11 protein-coding genes and 1 riboswitch are annotated in these 12,572 nt (G+C 39.3%); of the genes, 7 read left to right on the top strand and 4 right to left on the bottom strand.

The features are described 5' to 3' along the window. Positions 1 to 129 precede the first annotated feature (129 nt). Positions 130 to 1,311, bottom strand: coding sequence for an MFS transporter (locus tag FFM59_RS08650; RefSeq protein ID WP_137602641.1), 1,182 nt, complete (start codon positions 1,309 to 1,311; stop codon positions 130 to 132). A gap of 244 nt (positions 1,312 to 1,555) precedes the next feature. On the opposite strand from FFM59_RS08650, the gene FFM59_RS08645 reads away from it, so the two are divergent. From FFM59_RS08645 to FFM59_RS08620, 6 genes are all read left to right on the top strand, one after another. Further along, complete coding sequence (locus FFM59_RS08645) at positions 1,556 to 2,458, top strand: helix-turn-helix domain-containing protein (RefSeq protein WP_137602640.1); 903 nt, start codon at positions 1,556 to 1,558, stop codon at positions 2,456 to 2,458. Between the two features lie 169 nt (positions 2,459 to 2,627). Then, positions 2,628 to 4,091 (top strand): MFS transporter, encoded by a 1,464-nt coding sequence (locus FFM59_RS08640; RefSeq protein WP_137602639.1) that lies wholly within the window; start codon positions 2,628 to 2,630, stop codon positions 4,089 to 4,091. A gap of 28 nt (positions 4,092 to 4,119) precedes the next feature. Then, positions 4,120 to 5,742 (top strand): glycoside hydrolase family 43 protein, encoded by a 1,623-nt coding sequence (locus FFM59_RS08635; protein ID WP_137602638.1) that lies wholly within the window; start codon positions 4,120 to 4,122, stop codon positions 5,740 to 5,742. 216 nt (positions 5,743 to 5,958) lie between these two features. Then, positions 5,959 to 6,450: an ECF transporter S component gene (locus FFM59_RS08630; RefSeq protein ID WP_137602637.1), complete on the top strand. Its 492-nt coding sequence runs from the start codon at positions 5,959 to 5,961 to the stop codon at positions 6,448 to 6,450. A gap of 22 nt (positions 6,451 to 6,472) precedes the next feature. After that, positions 6,473 to 7,327, top strand: a complete 855-nt coding sequence (locus FFM59_RS08625; RefSeq protein ID WP_137602636.1) for a PfkB family carbohydrate kinase — start codon at positions 6,473 to 6,475, stop codon at positions 7,325 to 7,327. A 107-nt stretch (positions 7,328 to 7,434) separates the two neighbouring features. After that, positions 7,435 to 7,533, top strand: a riboswitch (purine riboswitch). 271 nt (positions 7,534 to 7,804) lie between these two features. Beyond that, complete coding sequence (locus FFM59_RS08620) at positions 7,805 to 9,061, top strand: nucleobase:cation symporter-2 family protein (RefSeq protein WP_371858094.1); 1,257 nt, start codon at positions 7,805 to 7,807, stop codon at positions 9,059 to 9,061. 52 nt (positions 9,062 to 9,113) lie between these two features. Here FFM59_RS08620 and FFM59_RS08615 read toward each other — a convergent pair whose 3' ends face one another. The 3 genes from FFM59_RS08615 to msrB form a co-directional block, all read right to left on the bottom strand. Beyond that, positions 9,114 to 9,554: a MarR family winged helix-turn-helix transcriptional regulator gene (locus FFM59_RS08615; protein ID WP_137602634.1), complete on the bottom strand. Its 441-nt coding sequence runs from the start codon at positions 9,552 to 9,554 to the stop codon at positions 9,114 to 9,116. A 13-nt stretch (positions 9,555 to 9,567) separates the two neighbouring features. Next, entirely contained in the window at positions 9,568 to 10,974 is a 1,407-nt protein-coding gene (locus FFM59_RS08610; RefSeq protein ID WP_137602633.1) for an MDR family MFS transporter, read from the bottom strand. 120 nt (positions 10,975 to 11,094) lie between these two features. Then, positions 11,095 to 11,517: a peptide-methionine (R)-S-oxide reductase MsrB gene (msrB, locus tag FFM59_RS08605; RefSeq protein ID WP_137602632.1), complete on the bottom strand. Its 423-nt coding sequence runs from the start codon at positions 11,515 to 11,517 to the stop codon at positions 11,095 to 11,097. A gap of 179 nt (positions 11,518 to 11,696) precedes the next feature. On the opposite strand from msrB, the gene FFM59_RS08600 reads away from it, so the two are divergent. After that, positions 11,697 to 12,527, top strand: coding sequence for an N-acyl homoserine lactonase family protein (locus FFM59_RS08600; RefSeq protein WP_225420335.1), 831 nt, complete (start codon positions 11,697 to 11,699; stop codon positions 12,525 to 12,527). Positions 12,528 to 12,572 lie beyond the last annotated feature (45 nt).

Raw genomic sequence — 12,572 nt, 5'->3', positions numbered from 1 at the left:
TTCATACTAGTAATTATAGCACTTTTTATTAACACCATCTACAATAGCCCTTCGGGCAATAAAAAAGAGCAATCCATTACGTCCTTGAAAGAACGTGTTTCCTTGCTCCGTTCCAAAAAAAGCCTCAAATTAACGAGACTCTCTAACTGGGTTCTCCTTCAAGATTTTATTTAATATCACAATCAAGATAAACGTCATCAACGCATATCCAAAAGCAATTAAACTGATATTCTTTAAGCCAATAATTCCAAGTAGGGCAGCGGCCGTCGCTGATCCCAAAGAAATTCCAAAATTAAAAAAAATTGAGCTCAAGGAGGAGGCCAATACTAATGATTGTGGATAGTCTTTTTCAGCTACCCCCAAAAAATGCACTTGCATCGGTGCCCCTAACAAGGCCGTTACTACACCGACTATCAATAATACGGCTAGCCCGGTAACTTTATAATTGAGCGCTAGTGGCATCACCAACAGTAGGGCCATTTCCAAAATAAAAATCTGTGGCATTTTGGATATTCCACTTTTATCCGCGATGCGCCCGGATAATTGGTTACCAACGATACTAGTAATCCCCAAGGCAAACAGTAGTATATTCAACATTCCTAAACTGAATCCCAAAGCGTCGGTCAAAAGTGGCCGAATATATGTATAGTAGCCATACATCGCCGCCGCAGAACCTAAAATAGCGAAGACCCCAACGTAAATCCGTGAGTCTTTCAATAATGTCAGTTGGCCCAGCAAGGTACTCTTCACCTGCTTGGTATCACGCGGCAGAATAAAAATGAGGGCAACAAACGTCAAAATTGCCACCACTGACACGACCCAAAAAGCATTCCGCCAACCATAGTTAGTACTAATGGTCGTTCCAATTGGCACGCCAATAATTGAAGCAATACTGAATCCAGAATATAACCATGAAATTAAACCGGCTCGCTTATCCATGGGTGCGATGGTCGTTGCAAACGTCATAATCAATGAAATAATTGATCCGGCTACCATAGCCGTCATCACCCGCGAAGCAATCAAAATCGCATAATTGGAAGCCACTGCGCCGAGGGTATTCCCAACAATGAAAACAACCATCAGCGTCATCAAAACTTTAAACCGATTATACTGACTGGTAAAAATCGTGATAAATGGGGTACTAATTGCATATACCAGCGCGAAAGCGGTCACCAGATATCCCACCACAGCGATGGAGATGCCAAATGATTTGGCAATATCAGAAATCACCCCTACGACCATAAATTCATTACAACCTAACATAAAAGCCGTCAACACAAAAACGACGACCTGTAATCTATACTTTGTCACCTTTTTCCTTCTCCTTTAAAAATATAATTGTGAGAAAATCCACAATAGTCATGATTTGACAAATTTTGAGCAAAAATCAAACTAGACTGTTATAATGAAAACGGATACATTTTAGTTATTATTGAAATAATTTATCGACTGAGCTTTCTCTCTTCTGTTACTACGATACAGTATTTTAACTGCAAATCAAACATTTGTTTTTTCAAACTTTTCCCGCTGTTATTTTTACAATTGAGGTGTCACGATGGAGAAATTTGTTTCTATTCCAGCAATTGAATCGAGCCTACACATTTTCGGTGGTCATATCCGGACTGTGCCCGGTGGTTGGTCGTTTTTCGAACAAAAACACCAAGCATTTGAATTAATGTGTATTATTGAAGGTCATCAAACGACTGTGATTGGTGACCACCAGTTAACCTATGGGCCTGGCGATGCACTCTTTATTTCACCAGGTACTTTGCACAACAATTACAATTCTAGTAAGTCTGAGAAGATGACTTACATCTGTTTCCACTTTAATATTGAAAGCTTACAACTAAAATCTGAAATCATTAGCTACATCGCTAATGACGTTATCCACGCCACTAATCAAATTGCCCAAATTGCTATTAAAACGGCTAAAGAAATGATTGTTTTGAGTGATGCCAACGATGTTTCTCTGGTAGAAAAGAAGCTCAAAATTCAAATTGAATTTCTACAATTTCTTGGTAGTTTGCTTTCGCTTCTACCTGAATATAAGAACCAACAACGCTCCAAATACAGCGAACGTGAAGCTCAGGTTGCCCGTTCAATTGCAATGTCAATCGAGACAGCAGTTGAAAACGCCAATACTGATGGCCTAAATTTTGGAGGAATTTGTAAGACCCACAACATCAGTTCCGGTTATGGTCACCGTGTGTTCAAAAAAGTTTATGGTATTACCCCGTTGCATTTGATTGAAGAACAAAAATACCGGAAAGCTAAGTTATTATTGGGGACACCAGAATACTCAATTGAGCAAATTTCTTATATGATTGGCGCTCCAGATCAGTCCAGTTTCAGTAAACAATTTAAGAAATGGTCTGGACTCACCCCTAGTAAATATCAGCAACAAATCAATCATAAACGCAAGGTAAGCTCCCTTAAAGAAAGCGGCTATTTCGAATAGACCGCTTTTTATTTTGCCCAAGTCATCAGGTTACAATTTGACAAATTTCTGTTATCAAATACTCTTTTATATATTCTGAAAGCGGATACAATATAAATATAATCATTTGTTGGTTCAGTTTACCAACTAATCGTTATCTATTTCACACATTTTGAAGGGAGTTTCAATTATGGCCTCAAATCCTCAAAGTTCATCTACAGATGAATTCGCCAAGCTAACTTGGCGTGAGCGAATCAGTTACGGTGCTGGTGATCTGGCGCAAAACTTGATTTTTGGTACTATCGGTTCCATGTTGCTATTTTATTTAACCACTGTGTACGGTATTTCAGCTGCTGCCGGTGCAACAATCTTCTTGGTAGTTCGTTGGGTTAACGTTTTCTGGGATCCATGGGTTGGTGCAGTTATTGATAAGCATGACTTCAAGAGCGGAAAATATCGCCCTTACCTCGTCTATGCTGGTGTACCGCTAACTATATTCTCAGCAATGCTATTCTTACCAATCGACGCTGTTCGTGGTAACATCGCCTATGCATTTATTGCATACTTGGTTACTGCTTTAACTTATTCATTAGTTAATATTCCTTACGGTGCTTTAAACGCATCTTTAACTCGTGATAATGACGAAGTTTCTACCTTAACCACAGTTCGTATGACAGAGGCAAACATTGGTAACTTATTAGTTTACACATTCTTGCCATTATTCGTACAACTTGCTTCTCCAGACAAACAATCCAAGGACATTGGGTTCTTCGGACTTCATATGAACTTGGGAGATTACACCTCACCTAAAGCGGGAACTGCCTACTTTACAGTGATGGCCATCTACATGGTAATCGGATTTGCAATGTTAATGTTTACCTACTTTGGTATTCACGAACGAGTACTTCCTACAAAGGCAGAATCTGATAACGTTAAATATTCCGATTTGTTTGCGGAATTAAAACGTAACCGTCCACTCTTAATTCTGGGACTATTCTTCTTAATCGGATTTACTTTCATGTTCTTTGGAAACACTGTATGGCCTTTCTACATGCAATACAGTGTTGGACACTCAGAATGGATTTCATCAATTAACTTGATTGGCTCGATTCCTGGGATTTTCCTTGTCTTCTTATGGCCAATCGTTCGTAAACGAATTGGTAAAAAACAATTCTTCTATATTTTCCTAACCCTCTTTATTATCGGTACATTAATTCTTTATGCATGGTCATTACCTGCCTTTAAAGATAGTGTTGCCCTTGGTTACATTGGTCGTTTCTTACAACAATGGGGTATCACTGCTGCAACTGGCTACATGTGGTCATTGGTTCCTGAAGTTGTTTCTTATGGTGAATACAAATCTAAGAAACGTGTTGCCGGTATCATCAATGCTTTAATGGGACTCTTCTTCAAGATTGGTCTTGCTTTAGGTGGTATCATTCCAGGCTATATTAACGCTGCTACTCACTTTGATGGTACTGCTAAAACTCAAAGTGCCGGTGCCTTGATGGGTATCCAAATCTCAATGATCTGGTTGCCAGTTATTCTTGCCGTAGTTGCTATGTTCATCATGAGTCGTTACCCACTAAGTGATAATGATGTTAAGAAAATTAATCTTGAAATTGACCAACGTAAAAAAGCTGGTAATTTATAAAATAATTGTTTAGAAAGGAATTTTAAACATGAAACTTACTAATCCCGTGCTTCCCGGTTTTAACGCTGATCCAAGTATGATTCGCGTTGGAGACACTTATTATATTGCTAATTCTACTTTCGAATGGTTCCCCGGCGTTCGTTTACACGAATCAAAAGATATGGTTCATTGGAACCTGCTCCCCTCACCACTATCAACCACCACACTGTTAGACATGAAAGGTAATCCTTCCTCAGGCGGTATTTGGGCTCCAGATTTGTCATATGCAGATGGTAAATTTTGGCTAATTTATACTGATGTTAAAATTACCGAAGGCGCTTTTAAAGATATGACCAATTATTTAACTACTGCCACCGACATTCGTGGTCCTTGGTCAGATCCAATTAAAGTCAATGGTGTTGGTTTTGATGCCTCACTATTCCATGACACCGATGGTAAAAAATATTTAGTTCAACAAACTTGGGATCACCGTGAATATCATCATCCATTTGATGGAATTACTTTGACGGAATTTGATACTTCTACCATGAAGCTCAAACCACACACTGCCCGGACCATCTATGATGGCACCGACGTTAAACTGGTCGAAGGTCCTCATCTTTACAATATTAAGGGTCAATACTACCTATTTGCTGCTGAAGGCGGAACAGTCTTCACCCATCAAGAAGTCGTTGCGCGTTCAAAGACACTTGACCCACACTCATTTGAAACTGAACCCGATGGGCCATTCATCACCAACCTTGATACTCCAGGATTCTATTTACAAAAACAAGGCCATGGTGCCTTAGTTGATACCCCAGGCGGCGAATGGTATTACGCTTCACTTGTCTCACGTCCTTGGAATCACCCTAACGAATCATCAACCGATCCACGTGGTTGGAGTACATTAGGTCGTGAAACCTCAATTCAAAAAGTGGAATGGGATGATCAAGATTGGCCTCGTGTCGTTGGTGGTCATGGTGGTCAAGTTGAAGTCGAAGCCCCTAAAGATGCCATTTTGACTGACGCTCCATTGAACCATTCTCGTCACGATAACTTTGATAAACCAGCACTTGATATTGATTGGAATACTCTCCGCATTCCTTTCACTGCAACAATGGGTTCATACGGCAATGGTGAATTAAAGCTGATTGGTCGCGGTTCACTGGCCGGTACCTTCGATACTTCACTGATTGCATCACGTTGGCAAGCCTTTAATTTTGATGCTGAGACTAAGGTTAAATTCGATCCTTATACTTACCAACAAATGGCTGGCTTAACTAACTTTTATAACGATAAGCACTGGTCATGGATTTACATCACTTGGGATGAAAACAAGGGTGCAGTCATTGAGGTTGCTCAAAACGACAACAATAACTACACTTCATTCCTCAAAGATGACGCCGTCAAGATTCCAGACGGGACAGATTACGTCTGGTTCAAAACCAAGGTTCGCAAACAATCATATACTTATGAATATTCATTTGATGGTGAACTTTGGAATGAAATTCCAGTTGAACTTGATGCAGCAATCCTTTCAGATGACTATGTCTTGCGAAACTATGGTGGCTTTTTCACCGGTGCCTTTGTCGGACTCGCTGCTGTTGACTATTCTGGTTACGAAGAAGCTGCAACCTTCGACTACTTCGATTACACCGAATTCGATGATTAACATCTTCAAAACAATCTAAAATTTCACATTAAATCCCAACAACCAACTTACAATTAATGATCATGCAGACTTCGGTTTAACTGCATGATCATTTTTATGTGAACAATTCCCGTATTTTGTCTTATTACAATTATGTAACTAATCTGTTTCTTTTTAACTTTTTATTAAGAAATAGTTATAATAAAAGACAGCTAAGAGAGAAAAGAGGTTTTTGGTATGAGTTCATCTTATTCAGTACGTCGATCTGTTGTTTTAGCACTATTGGTTGCAGTCACGGTGGTTGTAGCTCGTGTTTTCTTGATTCCCGTACCAATGACACATGGCAACGTTAATTTATGCGATGCCGGTATTATTATTGCTGCGCTAATGTATGGTAAACGTGGCGGCTTAATCGTTGGCGGTTTAAGCGGTTTCTTACTAGATTTAATTTCAGGTTATGCTCAATATATGGTCTTTTCACTCATTGTGCACGGCCTTGAGGGCTTGATTGTTGGTTGGCTTGGTTACAACAAGGGACGCAAAGCTCAAATTCTGGCGCTAATCGCCGGAATTGTGGTCATGGTCCTTGGTTACTTTATTACCGATGCCATCTTATACAAGCCCGTTGCTGGATTGGCCGGAATTCCAACTAATTCCATTCAAGGTGTCGTGGGCGCCGTGATTGGCTATCCTTTAGCCTTAAAATTAAAACAAACACTAAAAGTGTAGTTCCCTTCAGAAAGGAAACATCATGCAAAATATACAACTAGAACATCCATTTTTAGTTGCTCAAGATTTATCTGCCATTGGCAGTTTGTCGTTAAGCGTCGCAAATCCAATTTTGGCTGCTTTCGGTTCACCATTAGCAGTTTTACCAACAAGTTTGTTATCTACACAAACGGAAGGCTTTGACACACCGGCTAAATTGCCAGCGGATGGTTGGCTTGAGTCAACTTTTAAACATTGGCAACAACAAAATATTCAACTGTCAGGGGCTTTAATTGGCTACTTAGGTACGGGCGAATTAGTCACACAGCTCAGTAATTACCTTGCTGGCCAGCACCTACCGTTGGTCGTCGTTGATCCTGTCATGGCTGATCAAAGCGAATTGTACCCAGGTTTGCCAAAACGATATTCCGTATCAATGAAGACCCTACTGCAGTATGCAGATGTGATCGTCCCCAATACCACCGAAGCTCAACTATTATCAGGGATTACTATTGGTGATAACCCAACTGAAAATGAACAAACTATTTTATTGAAATCACTAGAACAACTAATGCCAAAGGACTCCCACGCAATCATTACCGATGTAAGAGTCGGTGCTCAAACGGGTTGTGTCTGGCTAGAAGATGGCAAAATCATCTATTATAGTTGTCCAATTATTAATGGCCATTTTTTTGGCAGTGGTGATGTTTTTGCTGCCCTATTGGCTGGATTTTTGCTTCACGAAGAATCACTCGGTGATGCCATTCGCATGGCGACAGATGGGACTTATGAAACTCTCAAACACACGGCCGCGGCGGAAACCGAACTGCGTTTTGGTCTCAACATTAGTACCTTATTAGGTAAAATCAGTAATTACGCACAAACTGGCGAATTTTAAAGTTAACATTCGTTTTTTATTCATCAATTTTTAATTTGTGACCGGTTTCATTCGTGTTTTCCATCAATAAGCTTGTCACTCGTCAGTTCCAGTGTTAGTATTTTATTACAAATTAAATCGCAACTGCCTATATAATGCCGTAATATGGTCGGCGAGTCTCTACCCGAAGCCGTAAACTTCGGACTATACGCATTGATTAAGTTGTGACAAAGACCGGTAACAATCGAGGATTAACAATAAAATGTTGACGCAGCACAGCTGCAAAACATTTTGAGTTAAACGTAGATTGTTGGTTTTTGGAACACAATTAATCAAATGAAGTTCGTATACAGAGATTGAGGTTCCCCACCTCGGTCTCTTTTTGTATTCTTGAGACTAATTAGACTAGGTGGTTAGCACAGGAGGATTATTGTGAAGGAAGCCAGTACGTTAAATTCACCAACGCAATCAGAAAATGTCTCGAATTGGAAAGCTGCTATTTTAGGAATTCAACATTTGTTAGCTATGTATTCTGGTGATATCTTAGTACCAATTTTGATTGGTTCGATGTTGCACTTCAATGCCGACCAAATGACTTATCTCGTCTCTGCCGATATTTTTATGTGTGGAATCGCGACCTTACTACAATTGCGGACGACCCCATTAACCGGGATTGGCTTACCAGTTGTGCTTGGATGTGCAGTGCAAGCAGTGGCTCCACTGGCTTCAATCGGTGGCAAGCTTGGTATTACCTATATGTACGGTGCCATCATCGCTGCTGGAATTTTCGTTTTCTTAATTGCTGGCCTCTTTGCGCGTTTGAAATATCTTTTTCCTCCCGTTGTCACAGGCTCATTAATTACTATTATTGGTTTTACTTTGGTGCCAGTTGGTTTTCAAAATTGGGGCGGCGGCGATTTAACTGCCAAATCATTTGGTAATTCTAATAATTTAATTATCGGTTTGGTTACGATGGTCATTATCATTGGAATTAGCGCTTTTGCCAAAGGTTTTATCAAAGCCATTGCCATTTTAATTGGAATCTTAGCTGGTTCATTTTTGGCAGGAGCGATGGGTGTTATTTCACTTGATCCGGTCTCTCAAGCTTCTTGGTTCCACCTCCCTCAATTCTTTTATTTTGGAGTACCCAAATTCAACGCTTCTTCAATGGTCACGATGATGTTAGTTTCAATCACGACCATGATTGAATCAACCGGTGTCTATTTCGCATTAAGTGATGTCACTGGTCAAAAATTAGGGACTAATGATTTGAAGAAAGGTTACCGTGCTGAAGGAATTGCCGCCATTTTAGGTGGACTCTTCAACACTTTCCCCTACTCAACTTTTTCTCAAAACGTTGGTGTCTTAAAACTGTCCGGTGTAAAAACTCGAAAACCAGTTTATTTTGCCGCATTCTTCCTAATTGTCCTTGGACTTTTACCTAAAATTGGTGCCTTAGCAACAATTATCCCTAGTGCTGTCCTTGGTGGCGCAATGGTCGTTATGTTTGGCATGGTTGGCGTACAAGGAATGCAAATCCTTCATAAAGTTGATTTCTCTAAGAGTAGTAATTTGCTAATTGCTTCAATGTCGATTGGCTTAGGAATTGGCGTTAATACTTACCCTCAAATCTTCCAACACTTGGGTACTGAACTACAAATTATGTTAAGCAATGGTGTGGTCGTTGGTAGCGTAACCGCTGTCGTTCTTAACTTAATTTTGAATCGTAAAGAATTAAAAGATCAAGAGTTCTAATTACAAAATTCAATCCTCATAGTAGTCAATTACGACTATTATGAGGATTATTTTATTGCATATTTTTGATGATAGTTGCGATAGATGCTTTGAATTGAATAATTTCTTGTTCATTCATGCCTGCAAACATTCGTAGTTCTAGGTTGGTCATATCGCGTTCAAACTCAGATTGATGTTGTTTAAAATCATTAATGATTCGTGGTTGCAAAATAATTTGTTTAGCTCGCGAATCTTTCGGTGATTTTTCTAAACGAATTGCGTCTTTTTCGACGAGCCGTTTAATAATGCCATTGATTGTTGGTCGACTCAGTCTAAATTCAGTATCCAAATCATTTTGCTGAATTGTCTCATCGCGGTGATCAAATAAATACATGACGACTGACATTTGTGTGCTGGTAAACCCAGCTTCTTGTGCCATCAAATGTTTATCAAGTTCTTTTTCAATTAGGGTATTCAAAATTTTGATTTGCGGTGAAAAGAATTTTTTATCCATTTTAAACTCCAATTTATCCTGTAATTTCAGCAGCCGTGTTATTTCTAAGCGTAAATGCCATTAAGAAGCAAAGCAATGAAAATCCTGTGACGACCATGAAAGTCCACTGATACCCAGTAGCTGTGTTGGCCAAGGTAACAGAATGACCGTTGGCGCTTAATTTAGCAGTCATGGTTGAAACCGTCACTAATAAGGCCGATCCCAATGAACTGGCAACTTGACGAAATGTGGAAGCAACCGTGTTACCATGAACCAAATATTTAGCTGGCAAGGCGTTGACGCCAGAAGTATTGAGCTGCATCATCACTAACCCCAATCCTAACATTCGGATGGCATACAAGGTCGCTATCAGTACGACACTAGTTGTATGGTCGAACCAAATCATTGGAACAGATGCGAGAGTTAAAATACCAAACCCGATGATTGCTAGCCATTTGATTCCATGCTTATCAAACAGACGCCCTGCAATTGGTGAGATTATCCCCATTATTATCGCACCAGGCAGCATGATTAGTCCAGAATCAAGTGCAGAAACTCCACGTACATTTTGAACATAAAGTGGCAATATCAATTCCACTCCCAGTAGAGCAATCGAAGACAACGCGGCTAAGATTGTTGTTTTCGTAAATGAAATTGATTTAAAAACTTTCATTTCCAACATTGGCTTTTCCATTTTAAGTTGACGGATGACGAACAAAATCACAAAAATGATTCCGACAACGACCATCACTAACGAACTTAAATCAACAGATCCAGTATTTCCAATACTAGAGAAACTATACAACAGAATTCCAAAGCCCAAGCTCGACAATGCCAGCGATTTCCAATCTAATTTATCACCAGTTGGTTGGGTGATATTTCGAACAAAAATCATCGACAAGATAATAATAATTATACTAATCGGAATCAAAATAATAAACAACATTTGCCAAGAATACTGATCAACTATCCATCCCGATAAGGTTGGCCCAATTGCGGGTCCTAAAATAATTACAATTGATGATAATCCCATGGCAGAACCACGCTTATCAATTGGAAAAATTAACATCATCAAGCTTTGGGTCAATGGCATACTAATCCCGACAGAAATTGCCTGGACTAACCTACCGAGTAGCAAAAATGTAAATGTAGATGACATCACCGAAATTAAAGTTCCAAGTAAAAATATCACCATTGTCGTAATGAAAAGTGGTTTCAAACGGAATCGATTTAGGAAGTACGAAGAAAGTGGCATCATAATGCCGACGGCCAAAATATACCCAGTATTCAACCATTGAGCCGACGTTTGACTCACATGAACTTCACGCATAATTGCGGGAATGGCATTATTGAGTAACGTCTCGGTTAACGAAGATAAAAAACCTCCCATTAATATCACAATGATGAACATCAAATTGTTTTGTTTTTTAGTATTAATCATTCAAGCTCCCTCTTTCGTTAATTAGCATGCTAATCATAATAGTTAGCACGCTAATTGTCAACTGGCAACTTGAAAATAAAAAGTCGATCCCGTTATAATTCGGTAATCGACTAAATAAATTTATTTAAATAGTTTTTGATACTCGCCAAAGCCTTGTTCTTCTAACTGATCGACTGGTACAAATTTCATGGCAGCTGAATTAATACAATAGCGTAACCCACCGGCCTCTTGCGGACCATCTGTAAACACGTGGCCCAAATGTGAATTGGCATTTTGGCTACGAACTTCGACCCGTTCCATACCAAATGATTTATCCCGAATCTCGTCTAATTTAGCAATTGGTTTAGTGAATGATGGCCAACCACAACCAGCATCATACTTATCGGTTGAAGAAAACAGTGGTTCGCCACTCACAACATCGACGTAAATGCCATCGCGATAAAATTGATCATATTCCCCGGAGAACGGTGCTTCGGTTGCGGCATTTTGAGTAACTTCATACTCTTCTTTAGTCAGTCGAGACTTCAATTCTTTTTTATCCATGCTAATCACCTCGTTTATTAAGAATAGCCGCAATTCAGCAAATGAGCAATTTAGATGCTCACTTTCGAAACATTTCATAACTCTGTGTAAGATATCTAACACTGTGAGTGATATTGATATTAATATTTTTACGTATCTGTTTTATGATAAACGCATCATAAATTTATGGGGGAATTATTATGACAATCAAAATCCATGTATTACACACTGGTCTGATCACTGTTGATAAATCCATACCTGCACATGAAGCAGCTATCAATCCATTAGATTTCACCGGTATTTTCAGATCTCATAAAAATAAAATTACGCTGCCAGTTTCTAGTTATTTAATTGAGCACCCAAAGGGATTGGTTTTAATTGATACAGGTTGGAATGACCTCGTGAGGACTAGTCAACGAAAAGAACTTGGCTTACAAGTTAAAATTAATCAAGCTTATTTACCAGCAGGTTGGTCAGTTCGCGATCAAATCGAATCATTGGGTTTGAAAACTTCTGACATTGATTATGTGATGTTAAGTCATCTGCATAGTGATCACGCAAGTGGATTACCCTTAGTCGCTGATGCTAAAAACTTTTTGACCAGCGAAGAAGAATGGCAAACCGCAAACCGCGACAAATTACGGTACATTACAAAAATGTGTCAAGGCATTGATATGAACACTTTCCATATTGAAGACACTGGACATGGCCCATTTGGTCGCTCATTTGATTTATTTAACGATGGTTCAATTGAGTTTCTTTTCACTCCTGGACATAGCTTAGGATTAGCCGCAACAATCATCCGTGGCGAATCCGGACAAGAAGTACTACTTGCAGCTGACACGGGATATTCTGCTAAAAATATCAACAAGCTCTATACTCCTGGAATTGTAAAAAATCGGGGGAATGCAATCCAATCAGTTGGTTGGATTCGTGAAAAAAGTCGTGAATCACAAGTTATAGAACTACTTCCTAACCACGACCCTGAAGTGATTCCACGAGAGCGTAAAATATCTTGTGTAAATGCATAAAAGATTTCTGAATTGTATAGAAATAGGGAATGCCTTCCCTTATGA

The organism is Paucilactobacillus nenjiangensis (assembly GCF_005405445.1).
In the GTDB taxonomy this organism is placed as follows: Bacteria; Bacillota; Bacilli; order Lactobacillales; family Lactobacillaceae; genus Paucilactobacillus; species Paucilactobacillus nenjiangensis.
This window is presented reverse-complemented; position numbering and strand designations above follow the sequence as displayed.